Consider the following 21,675-nt stretch of genomic DNA (forward strand, 5'->3'; position numbering starts at 1 on the left):
TAAAACCGCCCGACGCGACGAACGCGGTGGGCTTTTTTTTGTCGCTGCGCCGTATCAGTGCTTGTTGGGAGCGTTGGTCGACAGCTTGTCCACGAGGGCGATCCCCAGCGCCGACAGGATGAACAGAGCGTGGATGATGGTCTGCCACATGACGCCGGCTTCAGTGAAGCGTGCATTGGGCGTACCGATGGTGCCCGCCTCGATGAAAGTGCGCAGCAGGTGGATCGACGAGATGCCGATGATGGCCATCGCAAGCTTCACCTTCAGCACGCTGGCGTTTACGTGGCTCAGCCACTCCGGTTGGTCCGGGTGGTTCTGCAGGCGCAGGCGGGACACGAACGTCTCGTAGCCGCCCACGATCACCATGACCAGCAGGTTCGAAATCATGACCACGTCGATCAGGCCCAGGACCAGAAGCATGATCTCCATTTCGCCGAAGCTGTTGGCGTGCGTGAGCAGGTGCCAGAGCTCTTTCAAGAAGAGCATGACGTATACGCCCTGCGCCACGATCAGGCCCAGGTAGAGCGGCAACTGCAGCCAGCGGGAACTGAAGATCAGGCTGGGCAGCAAGCCTAGGCGGGGAGGAGGGGTCGAATTCATGTTGGGTGCGAGCCGATGTTGTTTGCGAAAAAAAAGCGCGGCGGCAATTCTATCAATGCCATGCGACGGGCGGCAGCTGTTTTTGATGACACGAATTGGTTAGCTGAAGCCAGGTGCCTAGCACGGCGGGTTTTTATTTGCTCGGCTTTTATGTAAGAGAAACGCGCAATTGCGAGACTCTGTGCCGAAATACTTCCAAAGCTGCTGCCGTATATAGAATTGCCGCCTCGTTTGCATAGAACAAGTCAATAGGAGTTTGTTCCCATGAAAGTTCGCTATACCGTCGCCGCCTTGACCGTTGCGCTCGCGCCTTACTCGGCTGCACACGCCCTGGACATCGGTGGGCTCGTGGGCGCCGGCGCCAAGGTGGTCCAGGCCGCCACGCTGAGCGATGCCGAGATCAAGACGCTCTCCGACAAGGCCTGCGCGCAAAGCGACTCGCAGGAAAAGATTGCTGCGCCGGGCAGCAAGTACGACGCCCGCCTGCAGAAGATCGCCAAGTCGTTGGGCGGCACGGTCAATGGCCAGAAAGCGAGCTACAAGGTCTACCTCACGAAGGACGTCAACGCCTGGGCCATGGCCAACGGCTGCATTCGCGTCTACAGCGGCCTGATGGACATGATGACGGATGACGAAGTGCTGGGCGTCGTCGGCCACGAAATCGGCCACGTGGCGCTGGGTCATTCCAAGAAGGCGATGCAGACTGCCTACACCGTATCGGCCGCGCGCGACGCCGCCGGCGCGGCGGGCGGTGCGACCGTCGCGGCCCTGAACGCGTCCCAACTGGGCGACCTGACCGAAAAATTCATCAACGCGCAATTCTCGCAATCGCAGGAGACCGCCGCGGACGATTATTCGTTCGATCAACTGCAGGCCAAGAAGCTCAATACCCGCGGCCTGGTGACGGCATTCCAGAAGCTGGCGGAGCTGGACGGCGGCAAGAGCGATATGATGAGCTCTCACCCGTCTTCGGCCAAACGCGCCCAGCACATCGAAGACCGCATCGCCAAGGCCAAATAAAGCCATTGGCAGGCGTCTTCGCTCCTCTTTTGGGGCGATAAATGGGGCGCGAGCATCCGGGCAAATCCGGGGCTCGCGCCCCTTTGCGTCAGGGATCCGGAAGTTTCCGGTAAAATGCCGCGTTTATCCGCCCGTAATCTCATCTCTCGGAAAATAGGTCTTTTAATGCAGCCTGTGGTTGAAACCCTCTCCGGCCTGGAGCGCCGTGTTGATCTGGCCGTCTCGGTGGCCGACGTCGAAAAGGAAGTCCAGGCGCAATTGAAGCGCGTGGCCCGCACCGCCAAGGTGCCCGGCTTCCGTCCGGGCAAGGCGCCGCTCGCCATGCTCGAGCGCAGCCATGGCCCGAGCATCCGCTACGACGTGATCAATAGCCAAGTTGGCCGTGCCTTCGAACAAGCCATCGACGGCGCCAAGCTGCGCGTCGCTGGCGCCCCGAACCTCGAACCCAAGACTGAAGGCGTTTCCGACGATACGCTGGCGTTCACCGCCACGTTCGAGGTCTACCCTGAAGTCGCCGTGCCGGATCTGTCGGCCCTGGCCGTCACCCGCTTCGACACCGCCGTCACCGACGCCGAAGTGCAGCAGACCCTGGACGTGCTGCGCAAGCAGCGCGCCACGTTTGAAGCCCGCGAAGGCCGTGCCAGCGCCGACGGCGACCGCGTGACCCTGGACTTCGCCGGCACCATCGACGGCGTGCCCTTCGAAGGCGGCAAGGCCGAAGACTTCCCGTTCGTGCTCGGCCAAGGCCGCATGCTGCCGGAATTCGAAGAAGCCGCCCGCGGCCTGAAGGCTGGCGAAACCAAGGTTTTCCAGCTCAAGTTCCCGGATGACTACCAAGGTGTTGAAGTCGCCGGCAAGACCGCCGAATTCACCATCACGATCAAGGAAGTCGCCGAAGGCGTCCTGCCCGAACTGAACAGCGAATTCGCCAAGTCCCTCGGCCAGGCCGAAGGCGACGTCGAAAAGCTGAAGGCCGACATCCGCAGCAACATCGAACGCGAAGTCAAGGTGCGCTCGCAAGGCCGCACCAAGTCCAGCGTGATGGACGCCCTGGTCGAAGCCGGCAAGTTCGACGTGCCGAAGGCCTTGATCGACAACGACGTGCAAAGCCGCATCGCCGCTGCCCGCGAAGAACTCAAGCAGCGCGGCGTGCCGAACGCCGAATCCGTGCCGATCCCGGCTGAAGCCTTCTCGACCGAATCCGAGCGCCGCGTCCGCCTGGGCCTGCTGGTGTCCGAACTGGTCAAGCAAGCCCAGCTCCAGGCCAAGCCCGAGCAGGTCCGCGCGCGTATCGAAGAATTCGCCCAGAACTACGAACAACCCGCCCAGGTTGTCAGCTATTACCTGGCAGACCGCCAGCGTCGTGCTGAAATCGAGGCTATCGTGCTGGAAGACAACGTCGTCGCGCACGTGTTGGAAAAGGCCAAGGTCACCGACGAGAAGGTGCCTTTCGATCAGTTGATGGGGATGGCGTAACACTATGCAGAGATTCACCGATTTCTATGCGGCAATGAATGGCGGGTCTTCGGTGACCCCCACCGGCCTGGGCTACATTCCCATGGTGATCGAGCAGTCGGGGCGCGGCGAACGCGCCTACGACATCTATTCGCGCCTGCTCCGCGAACGGCTCATTTTCCTGGTTGGGCCGGTCAACGACGCCACGGCCAACCTGGTTGTGGCTCAGTTGCTGTTCCTGGAATCGGAGAATCCTGACAAGGACATTTCCCTGTACATCAACTCGCCCGGCGGGTCGGTGTACGCGGGAATGGCCATCTTTGACACCATGCAGTTCGTCAAGCCGGACGTTTCCACCCTGTGCACGGGCCTCGCGGCCAGCATGGGCGCATTCCTGCTGGCGGCAGGCAAGAAGGGCAAGCGCTTCACGCTGCCCAACTCGCGCATCATGATCCACCAGCCGTCGGGCGGCGCCCAAGGGCAGGCCTCCGACATCCAGATCCAGGCCCGCGAAATCCTGGACCTGCGCGAGCGTCTCAACCGCATCCTGTCCCAGAACACCGGGCAGAGCATGGAGCGCATCGAGCTGGACACGGAACGTGACAACTTCATGTCGGCCGAAGATGCGGTATCGTATGGACTGGTGGACAAGGTCATGGCCTCCCGGTCTGAAGGCTGACTTCCCGGTTGATCCAGACTCGCTGCCATCATGTTTGAGTAAGCGCATGCGCTAGGCCCTTTACCCGGTCTGGCGCATCTTTACCTGAGATACGAAAGAAATATGCCTGAAAAAAAGGGATCGGCAGACGCAAAAGTGCTGCATTGCTCGTTTTGCAATAAAAGCCAGCATGAAGTCCGCAAGCTGATCGCGGGTCCGTCGGTATTCATCTGCGATGAATGCATAGATCTGTGCAACGACATCATCCGCGAGGAAGCGCAGGCAACCGCGCGCGCGGCGATTCGTTCCGAGCTGCCCACTCCGGCTGAAATCAAGACTTTCCTCGACCAGTACGTCATTGGGCAGACCTCGCCCAAGCGCATGCTGGCCGTGGCCGTCTACAACCACTACAAGCGCATCCGCCACGGCGAGATCAAGGGCGACGAAGTCGAGCTCTCCAAGAGCAACATCATGCTGATCGGCCCCACCGGCTCCGGCAAGACGCTCCTGGCCCAGACGCTGGCTCGCATGCTGAACGTGCCCTTCGTCATGGCCGACGCCACCACGCTGACCGAAGCGGGCTACGTGGGCGAAGACGTCGAAAACATCATTCAGAAGTTGCTGCAGAACTGCAACTACGAAGTGGAGAAGGCGCAGCGCGCCATTATCTACATCGACGAAATCGACAAGATTTCCCGCAAGTCCGACAACCCGTCCATCACCCGCGACGTGTCGGGCGAGGGCGTGCAGCAGGCCTTGCTCAAGCTGATCGAAGGCACGGTCGCGTCGGTGCCCCCGCAGGGCGGCCGCAAGCATCCCAACCAGGACTTCGTCCAGGTGGACACGACCAACATCCTCTTCATCGTCGGCGGCGCCTTCGACGGACTGGAAAAGGTCATCCGCGACCGCACCGAAAAATCCGGCATCGGCTTCTCGGCCTCGGTGCGCGCCAAGTCGGAACGCGGCGTGGGCGAGCTGTTCTCGGAAGTTGAACCGGAAGACCTGATCAAGTTCGGCCTCATCCCCGAGCTCGTCGGCCGCCTGCCGGTGGTCGCCACCCTGGACGAGCTCGACGAAGCCGCCCTGGTCCAGATCCTGACCGAGCCCAAGAACGCCTTGCTCAAGCAGTTCCAGAAGCTGTTCGCCATGGAAGGCGCCGAGCTCGACGTGCGGCCCGCCGCCCTGAAGGCCATCGCCCGCAAGGCGCTCAAGCGCAAGACGGGGGCCCGCGGCCTGCGGTCCATCATCGAGCAGGCGCTGCTCGACACCATGTATGACCTGCCTTCCCAAGGCAACGTCAAGCGCGTGGTGCTCGACGAGGGCGCCATCGAAGGCGAGGGCAAGCCCTTGCTGATCTACGCCGACGAAAACGCGACACCGGAAAAGCCGGATCGCGGCGAAGTCCGCGACGCGGCAGCCTGATATTTCAAAAAAGCCCGTTCTCGTAACGGGTTTTTTTGCCTTAGGGCGCTGCATCCACCAAAACGCGCTTTTCTCGCGGCGGCTGCGGCCGCATACTGAAAGCGCATTCAGGGCTTTTTTTGGCCTTTTGGTTATCCAGGCGCCGAGATCTTGAATTTTCGGCTATTGTTCCCATAACAGACGTAATTGACGAGTTTGCTCGGGTATTCCCGGGTACCCCGTCCCCGATACGCCGAGTCATACAGAGGAACCCCATATGTCTGCCAGCCAGACCCTGCCTTCCGACCCGATCGACCTTCCCCTGCTGCCGCTGCGCGACGTCGTCGTGTTCCCGCACATGGTCATCCCGCTGTTCGTCGGCCGTCCGCGCTCCATCCGCGCGCTCGAGGTTGCGATGGAAGCGGGTAAAAGCATCATGCTGGTGGCCCAGAAGTCCGCCGGCAAGGATGACCCCACGCCCGAAGACGTCTATGAAATCGGCTGCGTCGCCGGCATCCTGCAGATGCTCAAGCTGCCCGACGGCACCGTCAAGGTGCTGGTCGAAGGTACCCAGCGCGCCCGCATCAACACCATTGAAGACGCCGATTCGCACTTCACCTGCCAGGTGTCGCCGATCGAACCGGACGCCATCCAGGGCTCCGAAACAGAAGCCCTGCGCCGCGCGATCGTTGCTCAATTCGAGCAATACGTAAAGCTCAACAAGAAGATTCCCCCGGAAATCCTGACCTCGCTGGCTGGCATCGACGATGCCGGGCGCCTGGCCGACACGATCGCCGCGCATCTTCCCCTGAAGCTCGAGCAGAAGCAGAAGATGCTCGAGATCGTCGGCACCTCCGAACGCCTCGAAGGCCTGCTCACCCAGCTCGAAACCGAAATCGACATCCTCCAGGTCGAGAAGCGGATTCGCGGCCGCGTGAAGAAGCAGATGGAAAAGAGCCAGCGCGACTACTACCTGAATGAGCAGGTCAAGGCCATTCAGAAAGAGCTGGGCGAAGGCGAAGAGGGCGCCGACATCGAAGAGCTCGAAAAGAAGATCATCGCTGCCCACATGCCCAAAGAGGCGCGCAAGAAGGCCGATGCCGAGCTCAAGAAGCTCAAGCTCATGTCGCCCATGTCGGCCGAAGCCACCGTGGTGCGCAATTACATTGATACGCTCATCAATCTCCCCTGGAGAAAAAAGAGCAAGATCAACAACTCCATCAGCAACGCCGAGACGGTGCTGGACAACGACCACTATGGCCTTGAAAAGGTCAAGGAACGGATCCTTGAATATCTTGCCGTGCAGCAGCGCGTGGACAAGGTGAAGGCCCCGATCCTGTGCCTGGTCGGCCCTCCGGGCGTTGGCAAGACGTCGCTGGGGCAGTCGATCGCCAAAGCGACGAACCGCAAGTTCGTGCGCATGGCGCTGGGCGGCGTGCGCGACGAAGCCGAAATCCGCGGCCATCGTCGTACGTACATTGGCTCCATGCCGGGCAAGATCGTCCAGAACATGTCCAAGGTCGGCGTGCGCAATCCGCTGTTCCTGCTTGATGAAATCGACAAGCTGGGTATGGATTTCCGCGGCGATCCCTCGTCGGCCCTGCTCGAAGTGCTGGACCCGGAACAAAACCACACGTTCCAGGACCACTACATCGAAGTCGACTTCGACTTGTCCGACGTCATGTTCGTGGCCACCAGCAACACGCTGAATATTCCGCCGGCGCTGCTCGACCGCATGGAAGTGATCCGCCTGTCGGGTTACACCGAGGAAGAAAAGATCCACATCGCCCGTGACCATCTGCTGCCTAAGCTGATGAAGAACAACGGCGTGAAGGATGCCGAGCTGACCGTGGACGACAGCGCGCTGCGCGATATCGTGCGCTACTACACCCGCGAAGCCGGTGTGCGTGCGCTCGAACGCGAAGTGGGCAAGATCTGCCGCAAGGTCATCAAGCAGTTGCTGACCCAGAACGACCGCGCCAAGGCCGAAGGCAAGACCGTCGAGGCCAAGCCGGTCAATGTCACGGGCGACAACCTCAGCGACTACCTGGGCGTGCGCCGCTATGCGTTCGGCATGGCCGAAAAGGAAAACCAGATCGGCCAGGTGACGGGTCTGGCGTGGACGGAAGTCGGCGGCGACCTGCTGACGATCGAAGTCGCGGACATGCCCGGCAAGGGCGTCATCCAGCGCACGGGTTCGCTCGGCGACGTGATGAAGGAGTCCGTCGAAGCTGCGCGTACGGTTGTGCGTTCGCGTGCGCGCCGTCTGGGCTTTGCCGACAGCGTGTTCGAAAAGCACGACATGCACGTCCACGTGCCGGAAGGCGCCACGCCCAAGGACGGTCCGTCCGCGGGTATCGCGATCACCACGGCCATGGTGTCGGCCTTGTCGCGCATCCCGGTGCGCGCCGATGTCGCCATGACCGGCGAGATTACGCTGCGTGGTGAAGTGCTGCCCATCGGCGGCCTGAAGGAAAAACTGCTGGCGGCCCACCGTGGCGGCATCAAGACGGTCTTGATCCCGGAAGAAAACGTCAAGGATTTGGCGGAGATCCCGGACAACGTCAAGAACCATCTTGAGATCGTGCCGGTGCGCTGGATCGACAAGGTGCTTGAGCTGGCGCTGGAGCGCCTGCCCGAGCCGCTGGCTGAGGAAGAGGCGGTCAAGGAGCCCCTGGTGGCCAAGCCGGCCGAACCGGGTTCCACTGACCCCGTCCTGAAGCACTGATGGCGTGTTGAATCCAGGGAAGCCTTCGGAAGAGGGCTTCCAAAGCAGAAAACCCCGCATGCGCGGGGTTTTCTTTTTGTGGATTGCCGGAAGATCAGTGCAGCGGCTGGGTGCGGATCAGGCCGACCGCAATGCCTTCAAGCGCGAAATCCTGGTCGGCCTCGACCACGATGGGCTGGAAGTCCGGATTCTCGGGTAGAAGCTCGATATGGCCGTTCTGGCGCTGCAGGCGCTTGACGGTGACGTCGTCGCCCAGGCGGGCCACGACGATCTGGCCATTGCGGGCTTCCGAGGCTTTCTTGACGGCGAGGAGGTCGCCTTCAAGGATGCCGGCGTCGCGCATGCTCATGCCGCGCACCTTGAGCAGGTAGTCGGGCGCCTGCGTGAAGAGGTTGGGATCGACGCCGACTTCGCGTTCGACGTGCTCGGCCGCAAGGATGGGGCTGCCTGCAGCGACGCGACCCACCAGCGGCAGCAGCAGCTGCGCCAGCGCTGGCATGGGAAGCGAGGCCTGCACGGGGGCGGCCGCGGAGTCCTTGAGGCGGATGCCGCGCGAGGCGCCGGCGGTGAGTTCGATGGCCCCTTTGCGGGCCAGCGCCTTCAAGTGGTCTTCTGCGGCGTTGGGGGAACGAAAGCCCAGCGCCTGGGCAATTTCGGCGCGCGTTGGCGGAAAGCCGGTGCGCGTGACGGTTTGCCTGATGAGATCCAGGATTTGTTGTTGGCGATCAGTGAGTTTGCTGGCCATGGCGGTGATCCGGTGCGAGCGGACTGTACATATATACAGCGCCATTCTGGGGGACGCAGCGTAAAAAAGCAAGCCGGCGGGGCGGCAAATGAAAACGGGACCCGAGGGTCCCGTTTTGCGCGAAGGGCGGGCGATGCCGGCCCGTCTGCAGGCGGCTTTACAGTACCGCCGCGATGGCGGCAGCCACCTTGTCGATATTGCCGCTGTTCAGCGCAGCCACGCAGATGCGGCCGCTGGAAACGGCATAGACGCCGTGTTCTTCACGCAGGCGATCCACTTGCGCGGCGGACAGGCCTGAGTACGAGAACATGCCGCGCTGCTTCAGCACGAAGCTGAAATCCTGCTTGCCGCCGTGTTCCTTGATCTTGTCGACCAGTTGCTTGCGCATCAGACGGATGCGCTCGCGCATGCCGGCGAGTTCTTCTTCCCAGAGGGCGAAGAGCTCGGGCGTGTTCAGCACCGTCGATACCACCGTGCCGCCGTGCGTGGGCGGGTTGGAGTAGTTGGTGCGGATGACGCGCTTGAGCTGGCTCAGCACGCGGGTGGCTTCGTCCTTGCTGCCGGCCACGACCGTCAGCGCGCCGACGCGCTCGCCGTACAGCGAGAACGACTTCGAGAAGGACGAGCTGATGAACATGGTCATGTCCAGGTCGGCGAACATGCGCACGACCGACGCGTCTTCCGTCAGGCCGTCGCCGAACCCTTGGTAGGCGATGTCCAGGAACGGGACCAGGTTGTTTTCTTTCACGACGGCAGCGATCTGCTTCCACTGTTCAGCGGTGGGATCGGCGCCCGTGGGGTTGTGGCAGCACGCGTGCAGCACCACGATGGTCTTGGCGGGCGCGGCCTTCAGGTCGGCCAGCATGGCTTCGAAGTTCAGGCCGCGGGTGCTGGCGTCGTAGTAGGCGTAGGTGCCGACTTCAAAGCCGGCGCGTTCGAACAGCGCGCGGTGGTTTTCCCAGCTGGGGTTGCTGATCAGGACCTTGGACCCCGGCAGCAGCTGGTGCAGGAAGTCGGCGCCGATCTTGAGCGCGCCGGTGCCGCCCAAAGCCTGGGTGGTGAGCACGCGGCCGGCGGCGGCCAGTGCGGAATCCTTGCCCAGCAACAGGGCTTGCGCGCCGCTGTTGTAGCCGGCGATGCCTTCGATCGGCAGGTAGCCACGGGCAGCCGCGGCTTCGATACGGGCGGTTTCAGCCTTGCGTACTGCGCCTAGCAGGGGGATCCGTCCCTGATCATCGTAATACACGCCCACGCCCAGGTTCACTTTACCGGGGCGGGTGTCCGCGTTGTATTGTTCGTTCAGACCAAGAATGGGGTCGCGCGGCGCGAGCTCGACGGAATCGAAAAGGGTGCTCATGGGACTCTGATGAGGTGGGTGGACGCAGTACGAGGTGCTGTGGATAATGGGGGGTTTACCCTGGAACAGTCTAGCATGCCTAAGAGCGCAATAGACCCGAGCGCGGGGGCACCCGCCGCAGGTCCGGGATTCGTCGATTTTCCAGACAGCCCGTTTCATCTTTATCAGCCCTATCCGCCCGCGGGAGACCAGCCCACGGCCATCGAAGGGCTGACGCAGGGTGTTGAAGACGGCCTGATGTTCCAGACGCTGCTGGGTGTGACGGGGTCGGGCAAGACCTACACCATGGCCAACGTCATAGCGCGGATGGGGCGTCCGGCGCTGGTGCTGGCGCCCAATAAGACGCTGGCGGCGCAGCTCTACGCCGAGATGCGCGAATTCTTCCCGAAGAACGCGGTGGAGTATTTCGTTTCCTACTACGATTACTACCAGCCCGAGGCCTACGTGCCGACGCGCGACCTGTTCATCGAAAAGGACTCGTCCATCAATGAGCACATCGAGCAGATGCGGCTGTCGGCCACGAAAAGCCTGCTCGAGCGCCGCGACACGATCATCGTGGGTACGGTGTCGTGTATCTACGGCATCGGCAACCCCGGCGATTATCACGCGATGGTGCTGATCCTGCGCGCGGGCGACCAGATCGCCCGGCGCGAGATCCTTGCCCGCCTGGTGGCCATGCAATACACGCGCAATGACGCCGAGTTCACGCGCGGCGTGTTCCGCGTGCGCGGCGAAACGATCGACATCTTCCCCGCGGAAAGCGCCGAACTTGCGCTGCGGGTGACACTGTTCGACGACGAAATCGAAACCCTGGAACTGTTCGACCCGTTGACGGGGCGAATCCGCCAGAAGCTGCCGCGTTTCACGGTGTACCCGGGCTCCCATTATGTGACGCCGCGCGACACCGTGCTGCGGGCCATTGAAACCATCAAGGAAGAGCTGCGCGAACGCGTCAAGCGGTTCGTCGACGACGGCCATCTGGTCGAGGCCCAGCGTCTGGAGCAGCGCACCCGTTTCGACCTGGAAATGCTGCAGGAGCTCGGCTTCTGCAAGGGCATTGAAAACTACTCCCGCCATTTGTCCGGCGCCGCGCCGGGGGATCCGCCTCCCACGCTGATCGACTACCTGCCGTCCGATGCGCTGATGTTCATCGACGAAAGCCACGTCACCATCGGCCAGCTCAGCGCTATGTATCGCGGTGACCGGTCCCGCAAGGAAACGCTGGTCCAGTACGGCTTCCGCCTGCCGTCGGCGCTGGATAACCGCCCGCTCAAGCTTGAAGAGTTCGAAGCACGGATGCGCCAGTGCGTCTTTGTGTCGGCCACGCCCGCCGCCTACGAAAAAGAGCATGCCGATAATGTGGTGGAGCAGGTGGTCCGTCCGACGGGCCTGGTCGATCCCGTGGTCGAGGTGCTGCCCGCCCGCACGCAGGTAGACGACCTGCTTGGGCAGATCAAGGTCCGCGTCGCCCAGGGCGAGCGCGTGCTGGTCACCACCTTGACCAAGCGCATGGCCGAAGACCTGACCGACTTTCTGAGCGAGCACGGCGTCAAGGTGCGCTACCTGCACTCCGACATCGACACGGTCGAGCGCGTCGAGATCCTGCGCGACCTGCGTCTGGGCACGTTCGACGTGCTGGTCGGGATCAACCTGCTGCGCGAAGGCCTGGATATCCCCGAAGTTTCCCTGGTGGCGATCCTGGATGCCGACAAGGAAGGTTTCCTGCGTTCCGAGCGCAGTCTGATTCAGACGATCGGACGCGCGGCGCGCAATCTGAATGGCCACGCCATTCTTTATGCGGACCGCATCACGGATTCGATGCAGCGCGCCATGGAGGAAACCAGCCGGCGCCGCGCCAAGCAGCTTCAGTTCAATGCTGATCACGGCATTACGGCGCGCGGCGTGCAAAAGGCGGTGCGCGAGCTGATCGACGGTATCGTCGCGCCTGCTCAGCACGATGCGCTGGAAGCCGCGGTTCCCGCTGAATTGCTGAAGGACGAAAAGGCCCTGGCGCGCGAGATCAAGCGCCTGGAAAAGCTGATGATGGACCACGCCAGGAACCTCGAATTCGAACAGGCCGCGGCCGCTCGCGATTCCCTGAACGCCCTGAAGCAAAGAGTGCTGCTGGATGGCGCCGTGTAAACGGAGCGAAAGTATCAAAACGTGTCTTTTCGCTGACGGCTTCCTGAATTTAGTGCAAATCTGCTGCGTTGCAATCATGCTGTCGCAATCGCGGGATTTGCTGTCGGGAAGCTGTCAGTATCTACCTGAAAAGTGCCTTCCAAGTCTATGATTTACTTGACAAAATAGCAGGGACAGATTTGCTTTTGATCAATTGCGCAGCCGCAAAAAAAGCTTGCCTTATCTCGGGTTTTCCCGCACACTTGCTCTCATGATGACCAAGGTACTTTTCGTTTGCATGGGCAATATCTGTCGCTCGCCGAGCGCAGAGGGCGTGTTTCGCCATTTGGTGAATGACGCGGGTTTGGGCGATGTTGTGCGCATCGACTCCGCGGGCACGCACGCGTTTCATATTGGCGAGGCGCCTGATGCCCGGGCGCAGGCTGCAGCACGTAAGCGCGGCTACGAGATCACCCACTGTGAGGCGCGTCAGGTCACCGCGGAAGATTTCCGCGACTTCGACTTGATCCTCGCCATGGACTGGGACAACCTGTCTGCCATGCAGCAGCAGTGCCCCAAGGCCTACCAGCACAAGCTGATGCTGCTGATGCGCTTCGCCAACGAGTTCGAAGAGGCAACCGTGCCCGATCCGTACTACGGCGGCGCAGATGGCTTCGGCAAGGTCCTGGACTACCTGGAAGACGCCTGTCAGGGTGTGCTCGAATTGGTCCGTAAGCGCGCTACCCAGTACCAGGCTGCTTGATTGCACGGTTCGGAACCGCGCGCGGCGCGGCTCCCAGGGCACATGGCAGTGAAAAACCGCGCAGATGCGCGGTTTTTTCTAGCCAGGAGCCATACCAAATTAGTCGGGAATAGGCTATACTTGAGCCAATTACTCGGGTATTGGTGCGCTGGATTCGCCGGCGGCCATTGCCGAATCACAGGGAACCCACCATGCGGCTAACTACCAAAGGGCGTTTCGCCGTGACTGCCATGATCGACCTGGCTATGCGGCAGCATAGCGGTCCGGTCACTCTTGCGGCCATCAGCCAGCGTCAGAACATCTCGCTTTCCTACCTGGAACAGCTATTCGGAAAACTGCGCCGCCACGAACTCGTGGACAGCGTGCGCGGTCCGGGTGGCGGTTATTCTCTTGCCCGCCTGGCGCGCAACGTGACTGTCGCCGACATCATTTTCGCCGTCGACGAACCCCTGGACGCCACCAGCTGTGGCGGCAAGCGGGACTGTACGAGCGGCAACGACGGCAAGCCGGGCAAGTGCATGACGCACGAGCTCTGGGCCACGTTGAATCGCAAGATGGTGGATTACCTGGATTCGGTGTCCCTGCAAGATCTGGTGGATCAGCAGCGCGTACGCCAATTGCAGGAAGCCAGCAATCAAGCGCAGGCTTGCGCGGTGCGAGTGAACCGGGTGGGAGGCGCCAATGCCGCCAACGCCCCGACCACCACCGTCGCAGCCAATGCCACCGTATAAGAAGTATCAGGAGTTGTAGAAATGACCACCCGCCCGATCTATCTGGATTATTCGGCCACGACGCCCGTCGACCCCCGCGTCGTGGACAAGATGGTGCCCTGGCTGTATGACAACTTCGGCAACCCGGCTTCGCGCAGTCATGCGTTCGGCTGGGAGTCGGAAGAGGCCGTTGAGCGCGCCCGCGAGGAAGTCGCCAAGCTGGTCAACGCCGACCCGCGCGAAATCGTCTGGACCTCCGGCGCAACCGAGTCCGACAACCTTGCCATCAAGGGCGCCGCGAACTTTTACGCCGAGCGCGGCAAGCACATCATTACCGTCAAGACCGAGCACAAGGCCGTCCTGGACACCTGTCGCGAACTGGAGCGCCAGGGCTTCGAAGTCACCTACCTGAACGTCAAGGACAACGGCCTGATCGACCTGGATGTCTTCAAGGCCGCGCTGCGTCCGGATACCGTGCTGGTGTCCGTGATGATGGTGAACAACGAAATCGGCGTGATCCAGGACGTGGAAACGCTGGGCGAGATCTGCCGCGAGAAGGGCATCATCTTCCACGTGGACGCCGCACAGGCGACCGGCAAGGTAGAGATCGACCTGCAAAAGCTCAAGGTCGACCTGATGTCGTTCTCGGCCCACAAGACCTACGGCCCCAAGGGCATCGGCGCGCTGTACGTGCGCCGCAAGCCGCGCATCCGCATCGAAGCGCAGATGCACGGCGGCGGCCATGAGCGCGGCTTCCGCTCGGGCACCCTGGCCACCCACCAGATCGTTGGCATGGGCGAAGCCTTCCGCCTGGCGCGCGAGGAAATGGGCACCGAGAACGAGCGCATCCGCATGCTGCGCGACCGCCTCTGGAACGGCCTGTCGGAGATCGAAGAGGTCTACCTGAACGGCGACATGGACCAGCGCGTGCCGCACAACCTGAACGTGAGCTTCAACTACGTCGAAGGCGAGTCCCTGATCATGGCGATCAAGGAACTGGCCGTTTCCAGCGGTTCGGCCTGCACCTCGGCCAGCCTGGAGCCTTCCTATGTGCTGCGCGCCCTGGGCCGCAACGACGAATTGGCGCACAGCTCGATCCGTTTCACGCTGGGTCGTTTCACGACCGAACAGGAAGTGGATTTCGCGGTTGAACTGATCAAGAGCCGGGTCGGCAAGCTGCGCGATATGTCGCCGCTTTGGGAAATGGCCAAGGAAGGCATCGACCTGAACACCGTGCAGTGGGCCGCGCACTAAGCGCCCGCGCCTCGAAATACGTGGAGAATTAACATGTCTTACAGCACCAAAGTCCTGGATCACTACGAAAACCCGCGCAACGTTGGTTCGTTCGACAAGTCGGACGAGTCGGTGGGCACCGGCATGGTTGGCGCGCCGGCCTGTGGCGACGTCATGAAGCTGCAGATCAAGGTCAATGAAGCCGGCGTTATCGAAGACGCGCGTTTCAAGACCTACGGCTGTGGCTCGGCCATCGCGTCCAGCTCGCTCGTGACCGAATGGGTCAAGGGCAAGACGCTGGATCAGGCAATGAATATCCGCAACACGCAGATCGCCGAAGAACTGGCCCTGCCGCCCGTGAAGGTTCACTGCTCCATCCTGGCCGAAGACGCGATCAAGGCCGCTGTGCAGAACTACAAAGAAAAGCACTCGGCCCCGGCCGAAGCTGTGGCGGGCTGACCATGTCCGTTACCCTGACCCAACAGGCTGCCACCCATATCGGCCGCTACTTGCAGAAGCGCGGAAAGGGTATCGGCTTGCGGCTCGGCGTTAGGACGACGGGCTGCTCCGGCATGGCCTACAAGCTGGAGTACGTCGACGAGGTTGAGTCGGAAGACGTCGTGTTCGAGAGCTTCGGCGTGAAGGTCTTCATCGACCCCAAGAGCCTGGCCTATCTTGATGGCACGGAGCTTGACTACGCCCGCGAGGGCCTGAACGAAGGCTTCAAGTTCCGCAACCCCAACGAAAAGGCGACCTGCGGCTGCGGCGAGTCGTTCACGGTGTAACTCTTGGCAGGTGACGACCACTTCAGCCTGTTCGGCTTGCCGGCGCGCTTCGACCTGGACGCCCAGGCGCTTGAAGGCGCTTGGCGCACCGTCGCCGCGCAGGTGCATCCCGACCGCTTTGCCACGGCCAGCCCCGCGGAACGCCGCGTGGCCATGCAGTGGGCGGCTCGCGCCAACGAAGCTTATCGCCAGTTGAAGGATCCGCTGCTGCGCGCGCGCTACCTGTGTGAGCAGGCCGGCGTCGATCTTCAGACCGAAAGCAACACGTCCATGGACACGGCCTTCCTCATGCAGCAGATGACCTGGCGCGAAATGCTGGACGATGCGCGCGAGGACAATGGAGCCCTGCAGGCGCTGCAATCCGAACTGGACGACGCGCGCACCGAGATGCGCGCTACGTTGACCCGCTTGCTGGACGAAGAGCGGGACTACGCGGCGGCCGGGCTCAAGGTGCGGGAATGGATGTTCGTGGACAAGCTGGCGCAAGAGCTGGCGCACGTGCAGCCCGCTGGATAGCCAACGGCGCGCTGGGGCGGCCGCAATGCGGACGCCGGCACGGCGCGGCCTATTGACCAGAAAAATAGAATCATGGCCTTATTGCAGATATCCGAGCCCGGCGAGTCGCCCGCGCCGCACCAGCGCAAGCTGGCGGTCGGGATCGACCTGGGCACCACCAATTCGCTGGTCGCGGCTGTGCGCAGCAGCGTTGCCGAAGTGTTGCCCGACGCCCAAGGCCATGCCTTGCTGCCGTCGGCGGTGCGCTATTTCCCGGACGGAAAGGTCACCACCGGCCGCGAGCCGCTGGCCCAGCAGGCCGAAGATCCGCTGAACACCGTCGTGTCGGTCAAGCGTTTCATGGGGCGTTCGCTGGAAGAGGCCCGAGCCTCGCGCGCGCCGTATGAATTCGTGGACGCGCCGGGCATGGTGCGTATTCGCACCGCGCAGGGCGACCTGAGTCCGGTCGAGGTGTCGGCGCAGATCCTGGCGGTATTGCGCCAGCGCGCCGAAGACGTGCTGGGCGACGACCTGGTGGGCGCGGTCATCACTGTGCCCGCCTATTTCGACGATGCCCAGCGCCAGGCGACGCGCGACGCGGCCCGGCTGGCCGGGCTGAACGTGCTGCGCCTGCTGAACGAGCCGACCGCGGCGGCAATCGCCTACGGCCTGGATAACGCCGCCGAAGGCGTCTATGCCGTGTACGACCTGGGTGGCGGCACGTTCGATATTTCCATCCTGCGGCTGACGCAAGGCGTGTTCGAAGTGATCTCCACCGGTGGCGACACCGCGCTGGGCGGCGACGACTTCGACGCCTTGATCGCGGATCGCGCCGTGGCCACGCTGAGCGCCGGCGACCTGCCGCCCGCGGACCGCCGCGCCTTGCTGATGGCGGCGCGCGCTGCGCGCGAGGCTTTGTCGGACGCCGATACCGCCTCGCTCAAGCTCACCCTCTCGGGCGGCCGCGAAGTCGATCTGGTCCTGACTCGCAACGAATTCGAAACCCTGGCCCAGCCGCTGGTCGAGCGCACGCTCGTCTGCGCCCGCAGCGCATTGCGCGACGCGTCGCTGAAAGCGGCCGACGTGCGCGGCGTGGTCATGGTGGGCGGCGCGACGCGCATGCCTGTCGTACGCGCCGCCGTGGCCAAAGCGTTTGGCACCGAACCATTGACCGACCTGGACCCTGACCAGGTGGTGGCGCTGGGCGCGGCCCTGCAGGCCAACCTGCTTGCGGGCAATCGGGCTCCCGGCGAAGACTGGCTGCTGCTGGATGTGATTCCGCTGTCGCTGGGCCTGGAAACCATGGGTGGGCTGGTCGAGCGCATCATCCCGCGCAACAGCACGATTCCCGTGGCGCGCGCCCAGGAATTCACGACATTCAAGGATGGCCAGACGGCCATGAGCATCCACGTGGTGCAGGGCGAGCGCGACCTGGTGGCGGATTCCCGTTCGCTGGCGCGCTTCGAGCTGCGCGGCATCCCGCCCATGGTGGCGGGGGCGGCCCGCATCCGCGTGACCTTCCAGGTGGACGCGGACGGCTTGCTCAGCGTGACCGCGCGTGAGCAAAGCCAGGGCGTGGAAGCCATGGTGTCCGTCAAGCCGTCCTATGGCCTGTCGGACGATGAAATCGCGCAGATGCTGGCCGACAGCGTGGCCCAGGCCGATTCCGACGCCAAGGCCCGCATGCTGCGGGAACAGCAGGTGGATGCGCGCCAGCTCGTGGAGTCCGTACAGGCGGCGCTGGCCGTCGACGGCGACCTGCTCGATGCGGACGAGCGCAAGCGCGTCGACGAGTGCCTTCAGGCCGCGATCGCGGCCCAGGAGGCCCGGGACGTGGATACGGTCACCGAGGCCGTGCAGGCCTTGTCGGCCGCCACCGACGAATTTGCCGCGCGCCGCATGGACCGCAGCATCCGCGCCGCGCTGGCCGGCCGCAAACTTGACGAAATCGCCTGATAAAAAGCTATGCCGAAACTGACTGTATTGCCTCATCCCGATTATTGTCCGGACGGCGCGGTGATCGAAGATGCGCCCAAGGGCGTGTCGATCTGCCGGGTGCTGCTGGACAACCATATCGACATCGAGCACGCCTGCGAGCTCTCGTGCGCGTGCACGACCTGTCATGTGGTGGTGAAGCAGGGGTATTCTTCCCTGGAAGACGCGACGGACGATGAAGAGGACCTGCTGGACAAGGCCTGGGGCCTGACCCCGACGTCGCGCCTGTCGTGCCAAGCCCTGGTGACCGATGCCGACCTGACGGTCGAGATCCCCAAGTACACGATCAACCACGCGAAAGAGGGCCATTGATGAAGTGGACCGACACCTACGATATCGCCGCCGCGCTGGTGGACGCGCACCCTGACGTGGACCCCAAGACCTTGCGGTTCACACAGTTGCGCGAATGGGTCATGGCCCTGCCGGGGTTCAGCGATGACCCCGCCCACTGCGGCGAGAAGATCCTGGAGGCCATCCAGATGGCCTGGATCGACGAGGCCGACTGAACGCGAAGCCCGGAACGCTCCCTTGTGGAGCGTTTTTCATTTCCGCTGCGCGAGCTGGGGCAGGCCGGGCGCGGACAGGCAGGGAATCCGCCGCTGTCATGCCGCGGTTGCGACGGCCACGGTATCATCGGGGATCCGTACGTTGTCCTTATCAGCCCGAGTCTACCGATGCCCGCTGCCCAATTGCGTTTTGGCCTGGCCGCCAATCGACTGCACCACGAAACCCCCGATGCCGCTCTGTTCACCTGGCTGCGCGCGTGCTCTTCCACGATACGCGAGCTGGGCGTGCAACTGCACACGGTGGGGCGCACCCATGACGCTATCGTGCGCGAGGGCATGCTGCAGGGCTATGGCGGACTGATCCGCTATCCCTATGGCCGCGAAGGCGGCCTGATGAAGCTGGTGGCGCGTGTGACCGAAGGGCGCGACGGACAGGCGCCTTTCGACGGTGCGATCTACCTGATAGACCCGGTGGATCCGTCGTCGATCTTCCCCGAGGCGCTGGCGCTCAAGCGCCAGTGCATCACGCACGGCCGCCCGTTCATCTCGACGCTGGCCGGCGCGATCGAATGGATGGAAGTAGAACGTATCCATGCGGGGCTGGCGCCCGACGCGTCGGTATCGCGTCACTTCAACTTCACCGGCCAGACGTTGGCGCTGATCGCCCACGATGCGCTCAAAGACGAGATGGTCGCCTTCGCCAGCGAGCACTTCGACGTCCTGTCGCGCTTCGCGCGGCGCGTAGCTACGGGCACCACGGGCGGCCGCCTGAACGAGCTGGCCTGGTCGCGCGGCTGGCCCAAGGACACGCCCTGGGTGCATCGTTACCTGAGCGGGCCGCTGGGCGGCGACGCGCAGATCGCGGAACTGGTGCTTGAGCATCAATGCCAGCGCGTCATCTTCTTTGAAGACCCGCACGTGGCCCGCCAGCACGAAGCCGACATCCAGCTGCTGGAGCGCGCGGTGCGCGTTGTGACGGCGTCCGCCACATGCGCGACGTCGCCCACGGTGGCGCGGCGCTGGGCGCAGGCGGTGGAAAAACGGACTATCTGAACGTTCTGCTAGGCGGGCGTTGCGGCCGGACGCGAGTCCGCGATGATGCGGGCGGCGCGGTCGGCGACTGCTGACGCCGCCATCGACAGCGGGAGCACGTCCGAACGGCAAAGAAAAACCGGGCGCGTCAATCTGGGCTTGCCGATGCGGCGCAGGACTACCTGGCCGCGGCTGGCTTCCTGACGCACGGCTTCGTACGACAGGATGGTGTGCGCGACGCCCGCCTGCGCCAGCTCGATGAGCTGCGGAATGGCATTGGCCTCGGCAATGACGCGGAATTCAACGCGCTGGCGCTGCTGGTATTCGTCCAGCAGGCGGCGCAGGCTATGCGGATTGCCGGGAAGCACCAGCGGCAGCTCCGCCAGGGCGCGCAGGCTCATGGCCGGCAGTGCGTGCAGGGCTGGGGCCGCCTTTCTGGCGGCCTTTGCTGCAGGCGGCGATACGACCACCAGTTCTTCATCAATCAGATGCTGGAAGCGCAGGTCGACGGAAGCGTCGTCGCTGAACGTCAGGCCCAGGTCGGCGTGTCCTGAACTGACGAAGCCGGGAATGTACCCGGTGCTGGACTCGATGATCTTCAGATAGACGCCGGGCCAGTGTTCCAGGCTGAATCGCAGCAGGGGCACGGTCAGCAGCTTGGCCATGGACATCGACATCGCCAGCGAAACCGTGCCGCGCGGCGCGGTGATGTCTTCGCGCACATCGGCGCGCGCCGCGTCGATGCGGCCCAGGATCTCGCGCGCGTGCGCAAGCAAGCGCGTACCGGCGGCGGTGGGTGCGACGCCGCGGGCGCTGCGGTGCAGCAGCACCACGCCCAGGTCTTCTTCCAGGTTCCGGATCAGCAGGCTCAGCGCGGGTTGCGCAACGTGCAGCGCCGCGGCTGCGCGGCTGATCGAGCCCGTGGAAACCACGGCGACAAAGCACTGCATCGCGCGAATGGACATAGTCATGGACGGCGCTCCTGCTATTTAGGCCATAACAAAATTATTATGACCTGCATATTTAAACGGTATTTCTAATATATCAAGCGGCTTCCGATAATGAGCGTCACCTCAAAGAAAACATCGGAGACAACATGGCGCTCAACAGAATCCAGGCCGCGTGCCTGGCCCTGGCAACCCTTTCCACCCCGGCGTTCGCCGACGCCTGGCCCGCCAAGCCGATCACGCTGGTCGTGCCATTTTCGGCGGGCGGGCCGACCGACTTCATCGCCCGCCTGGTGGCCGAGCCCCTTGCGCGCGAACTGGGGCAGCAGGTCATCGTGCAGAACAAGCCCGGCGCCAGCGGCAATGTGGGTTACCAGAGCGTGCTGAACGGGCCGGCCGACGGCTACACGCTGATGCACAACACGGTGGCGATGCAGGCTATCAATCCGCTGATGTATCCCAGCGCGAAGATGCATCCGCTGAAGGACTATGTGCCGGTCGGCACCACTGGCGCGATGCCCAACCTGCTGGTCGTCAATCCCGAGCGCACGCCCGTCAAGACGCTGGCCGAGCTGGTCGAGCGCGGGCGCGGCGCGCCGAACGGGCTGAGCTACGCCACGTTCGGGCCCGGCAGCTCGCCGCACGTATATGGCGCGTCGCTGCAGAAGCTTGCCAACTTCCAGGCGGTGGGCGTGGCGTACAAGGGCAGCGCGAACGCGGTGACCGATGTGATCGGCGGCCAGGTCGACTTCCTGTTCGACAGCATGTCCACCAGCATTGGCCAGGTGCAGGGCGGCAGGCTCAAGGCCCTGGCGATTACGTCGGCCGAGCGTTCCCCCTTGCTGCCGGACGTGCCGACCTTGAAGGAGGCGGGCTATCCGAGCCTGGATCTCAAGTTTTGGTTCTCCCTGCAGACGCCGGCTGGCACGCCGGACGACGTGGTGCAGAAACTGCGCGCCGCCGTCGCGAAGGTCGTGGCCAGCGATGCCTACCGCAAGGCGATGCAGGAACGGGGCGCCGAGGCTTTCCAGGTGTCGCCCGCAAAGCTTGATGAGTTCTTCAAGCATGAAACGGCGCAGTGGACGCAGGCGGCGAACACCATCGGCCTGAAGGCGGAACAGTGA

The 21,675-nt window shown here is 63.2% G+C and carries 21 protein-coding genes; 17 read left to right on the forward strand and 4 right to left on the reverse strand.

Annotated elements, in window-relative coordinates; all coding sequences use genetic code 11:
- Nucleotides 1-54: 54 nt before the first annotated feature.
- Complete coding sequence (locus tag KYC_RS04240; protein WP_008159183.1) at nt 55-600, reverse strand: TIGR00645 family protein; 546 nt, start codon at nt 598-600, stop codon at nt 55-57.
- Between the two features lie 264 nt (nt 601-864).
- Between KYC_RS04240 and loiP the strand changes: the two genes are divergently transcribed.
- From loiP to lon, 5 genes are all read left to right on the forward strand, one after another.
- Complete coding sequence (loiP, locus tag KYC_RS04245) at nt 865-1,620, forward strand: metalloprotease LoiP (RefSeq protein ID WP_008159184.1); 756 nt, start codon at nt 865-867, stop codon at nt 1,618-1,620.
- 165 nt (nt 1,621-1,785) lie between these two features.
- Nucleotides 1,786-3,096: a trigger factor gene (tig, locus tag KYC_RS04250; protein ID WP_008159185.1), complete on the forward strand. Its 1,311-nt coding sequence runs from the start codon at nt 1,786-1,788 to the stop codon at nt 3,094-3,096.
- A 4-nt stretch (nt 3,097-3,100) separates the two neighbouring features.
- Nucleotides 3,101-3,754: an ATP-dependent Clp endopeptidase proteolytic subunit ClpP gene (gene clpP / locus KYC_RS04255; RefSeq protein WP_008159186.1), complete on the forward strand. Its 654-nt coding sequence runs from the start codon at nt 3,101-3,103 to the stop codon at nt 3,752-3,754.
- 102 nt (nt 3,755-3,856) lie between these two features.
- Nucleotides 3,857-5,155 carry an ATP-dependent Clp protease ATP-binding subunit ClpX gene (gene clpX, locus KYC_RS04260; RefSeq protein ID WP_008159187.1) on the forward strand — a complete coding sequence of 433 codons (1,299 nt, stop codon included), beginning with the start codon at nt 3,857-3,859 and terminating at the stop codon, nt 5,153-5,155.
- A gap of 256 nt (nt 5,156-5,411) precedes the next feature.
- The gene (lon, locus tag KYC_RS04265; RefSeq protein WP_008159189.1) at nt 5,412-7,862 is read left to right on the forward strand and encodes an endopeptidase La; all 2,451 of its coding nucleotides are present in this window, start codon (nt 5,412-5,414) and stop codon (nt 7,860-7,862) included.
- Nucleotides 7,863-7,956: 94 nt separating this feature from the next.
- On the opposite strand, the gene lexA is transcribed toward lon, so the two are convergent.
- Together lexA and KYC_RS04275 are read right to left on the reverse strand one after the other, a co-directional pair.
- The gene (lexA, locus tag KYC_RS04270) at nt 7,957-8,607 is read right to left on the reverse strand and encodes a transcriptional repressor LexA (RefSeq protein ID WP_008159191.1); all 651 of its coding nucleotides are present in this window, start codon (nt 8,605-8,607) and stop codon (nt 7,957-7,959) included.
- Nucleotides 8,608-8,764: 157 nt separating this feature from the next.
- On the reverse strand, nt 8,765-9,964 hold the full coding sequence (locus KYC_RS04275; RefSeq protein WP_008159192.1) for an amino acid aminotransferase: 1,200 nt from the start codon (nt 9,962-9,964) through the stop codon (nt 8,765-8,767).
- A gap of 75 nt (nt 9,965-10,039) precedes the next feature.
- On the opposite strand from KYC_RS04275, the gene uvrB reads away from it, so the two are divergent.
- The 11 genes from uvrB to KYC_RS04330 all read left to right on the forward strand — a co-directional run bounded on the left by uvrB (nt 10,040) and on the right by KYC_RS04330 (nt 19,625).
- Nucleotides 10,040-12,106 carry an excinuclease ABC subunit UvrB gene (gene uvrB / locus KYC_RS04280; protein ID WP_050814834.1) on the forward strand — a complete coding sequence of 689 codons (2,067 nt, stop codon included), beginning with the start codon at nt 10,040-10,042 and terminating at the stop codon, nt 12,104-12,106.
- A gap of 250 nt (nt 12,107-12,356) precedes the next feature.
- Nucleotides 12,357-12,848 (forward strand): low molecular weight protein-tyrosine-phosphatase, encoded by a 492-nt coding sequence (locus tag KYC_RS04285; RefSeq protein WP_006386176.1) that lies wholly within the window; start codon nt 12,357-12,359, stop codon nt 12,846-12,848.
- 191 nt (nt 12,849-13,039) lie between these two features.
- Nucleotides 13,040-13,579: a Fe-S cluster assembly transcriptional regulator IscR gene (gene iscR, locus KYC_RS04290; protein ID WP_043517520.1), complete on the forward strand. Its 540-nt coding sequence runs from the start codon at nt 13,040-13,042 to the stop codon at nt 13,577-13,579.
- A gap of 21 nt (nt 13,580-13,600) precedes the next feature.
- A complete protein-coding gene (locus tag KYC_RS04295; protein WP_008159196.1) occupies nt 13,601-14,812 on the forward strand; it encodes an IscS subfamily cysteine desulfurase in 1,212 nt (403 codons plus the stop codon).
- A 33-nt stretch (nt 14,813-14,845) separates the two neighbouring features.
- Nucleotides 14,846-15,250 carry a Fe-S cluster assembly scaffold IscU gene (gene iscU, locus KYC_RS04300; protein ID WP_006220174.1) on the forward strand — a complete coding sequence of 135 codons (405 nt, stop codon included), beginning with the start codon at nt 14,846-14,848 and terminating at the stop codon, nt 15,248-15,250.
- A gap of 2 nt (nt 15,251-15,252) precedes the next feature.
- Nucleotides 15,253-15,576 carry an iron-sulfur cluster assembly protein IscA gene (gene iscA / locus KYC_RS04305; RefSeq protein WP_008159199.1) on the forward strand — a complete coding sequence of 108 codons (324 nt, stop codon included), beginning with the start codon at nt 15,253-15,255 and terminating at the stop codon, nt 15,574-15,576.
- Between the two features lie 3 nt (nt 15,577-15,579).
- Nucleotides 15,580-16,092: a Fe-S protein assembly co-chaperone HscB gene (gene hscB, locus KYC_RS04310; protein WP_008159200.1), complete on the forward strand. Its 513-nt coding sequence runs from the start codon at nt 15,580-15,582 to the stop codon at nt 16,090-16,092.
- A 72-nt stretch (nt 16,093-16,164) separates the two neighbouring features.
- A complete protein-coding gene (gene hscA / locus KYC_RS04315) occupies nt 16,165-18,027 on the forward strand; it encodes a Fe-S protein assembly chaperone HscA (protein ID WP_008159201.1) in 1,863 nt (620 codons plus the stop codon).
- A gap of 9 nt (nt 18,028-18,036) precedes the next feature.
- Nucleotides 18,037-18,378, forward strand: coding sequence for an ISC system 2Fe-2S type ferredoxin (gene fdx, locus KYC_RS04320; protein ID WP_008159202.1), 342 nt, complete (start codon nt 18,037-18,039; stop codon nt 18,376-18,378).
- A complete protein-coding gene (gene iscX, locus KYC_RS04325) occupies nt 18,378-18,572 on the forward strand; it encodes a Fe-S cluster assembly protein IscX (RefSeq protein ID WP_008159203.1) in 195 nt (64 codons plus the stop codon). Before fdx ends, iscX begins: the two co-directional genes overlap by 1 nt.
- A gap of 168 nt (nt 18,573-18,740) precedes the next feature.
- Nucleotides 18,741-19,625 carry a methylglyoxal synthase gene (locus KYC_RS04330; protein WP_008159204.1) on the forward strand — a complete coding sequence of 295 codons (885 nt, stop codon included), beginning with the start codon at nt 18,741-18,743 and terminating at the stop codon, nt 19,623-19,625.
- Between the two features lie 8 nt (nt 19,626-19,633).
- Here KYC_RS04330 and KYC_RS04335 read toward each other — a convergent pair whose 3' ends face one another.
- Nucleotides 19,634-20,575, reverse strand: coding sequence for a LysR family transcriptional regulator (locus KYC_RS04335; protein WP_043517523.1), 942 nt, complete (start codon nt 20,573-20,575; stop codon nt 19,634-19,636).
- A 125-nt stretch (nt 20,576-20,700) separates the two neighbouring features.
- Between KYC_RS04335 and KYC_RS04340 the strand changes: the two genes are divergently transcribed.
- Entirely contained in the window at nt 20,701-21,675 is a 975-nt protein-coding gene (locus tag KYC_RS04340; RefSeq protein ID WP_008159206.1) for a Bug family tripartite tricarboxylate transporter substrate binding protein, read from the forward strand.

It is taken from the genome of Achromobacter arsenitoxydans SY8 (genome assembly GCF_000236785.1).
Classification (GTDB): domain Bacteria; phylum Pseudomonadota; class Gammaproteobacteria; order Burkholderiales; family Burkholderiaceae_B; genus Achromobacter; species Achromobacter arsenitoxydans.

What these genes read in the sequence shown, in the direction of transcription:
- KYC_RS04240 (WP_008159183.1), bottom strand. Translation starts at nt 600, where the DNA reads ATGAATTCGACCCCTCCTCCCCGCCTAGGCTTGCTGCCCAGCCTGATC.
- loiP (WP_008159184.1), top strand. Translation starts at nt 865, where the DNA reads ATGAAAGTTCGCTATACCGTCGCCGCCTTGACCGTTGCGCTCGCGCCT.
- tig (WP_008159185.1), top strand. Translation starts at nt 1,786, where the DNA reads ATGCAGCCTGTGGTTGAAACCCTCTCCGGCCTGGAGCGCCGTGTTGAT.
- clpP (WP_008159186.1), top strand. Translation starts at nt 3,101, where the DNA reads ATGCAGAGATTCACCGATTTCTATGCGGCAATGAATGGCGGGTCTTCG.
- clpX (WP_008159187.1), top strand. Translation starts at nt 3,857, where the DNA reads ATGCCTGAAAAAAAGGGATCGGCAGACGCAAAAGTGCTGCATTGCTCG.
- lon (WP_008159189.1), top strand. Translation starts at nt 5,412, where the DNA reads ATGTCTGCCAGCCAGACCCTGCCTTCCGACCCGATCGACCTTCCCCTG.
- lexA (WP_008159191.1), bottom strand. Translation starts at nt 8,607, where the DNA reads ATGGCCAGCAAACTCACTGATCGCCAACAACAAATCCTGGATCTCATC.
- KYC_RS04275 (WP_008159192.1), bottom strand. Translation starts at nt 9,964, where the DNA reads ATGAGCACCCTTTTCGATTCCGTCGAGCTCGCGCCGCGCGACCCCATT.
- uvrB (WP_050814834.1), top strand. Translation starts at nt 10,040, where the DNA reads ATGCCTAAGAGCGCAATAGACCCGAGCGCGGGGGCACCCGCCGCAGGT.
- KYC_RS04285 (WP_006386176.1), top strand. Translation starts at nt 12,357, where the DNA reads ATGATGACCAAGGTACTTTTCGTTTGCATGGGCAATATCTGTCGCTCG.
- iscR (WP_043517520.1), top strand. Translation starts at nt 13,040, where the DNA reads ATGCGGCTAACTACCAAAGGGCGTTTCGCCGTGACTGCCATGATCGAC.
- KYC_RS04295 (WP_008159196.1), top strand. Translation starts at nt 13,601, where the DNA reads ATGACCACCCGCCCGATCTATCTGGATTATTCGGCCACGACGCCCGTC.
- iscU (WP_006220174.1), top strand. Translation starts at nt 14,846, where the DNA reads ATGTCTTACAGCACCAAAGTCCTGGATCACTACGAAAACCCGCGCAAC.
- iscA (WP_008159199.1), top strand. Translation starts at nt 15,253, where the DNA reads ATGTCCGTTACCCTGACCCAACAGGCTGCCACCCATATCGGCCGCTAC.
- hscA (WP_008159201.1), top strand. Translation starts at nt 16,165, where the DNA reads ATGGCCTTATTGCAGATATCCGAGCCCGGCGAGTCGCCCGCGCCGCAC.
- fdx (WP_008159202.1), top strand. Translation starts at nt 18,037, where the DNA reads ATGCCGAAACTGACTGTATTGCCTCATCCCGATTATTGTCCGGACGGC.
- iscX (WP_008159203.1), top strand. Translation starts at nt 18,378, where the DNA reads ATGAAGTGGACCGACACCTACGATATCGCCGCCGCGCTGGTGGACGCG.
- KYC_RS04330 (WP_008159204.1), top strand. Translation starts at nt 18,741, where the DNA reads ATGCCCGCTGCCCAATTGCGTTTTGGCCTGGCCGCCAATCGACTGCAC.
- KYC_RS04335 (WP_043517523.1), bottom strand. Translation starts at nt 20,575, where the DNA reads ATGACTATGTCCATTCGCGCGATGCAGTGCTTTGTCGCCGTGGTTTCC.
- KYC_RS04340 (WP_008159206.1), top strand. Translation starts at nt 20,701, where the DNA reads ATGGCGCTCAACAGAATCCAGGCCGCGTGCCTGGCCCTGGCAACCCTT.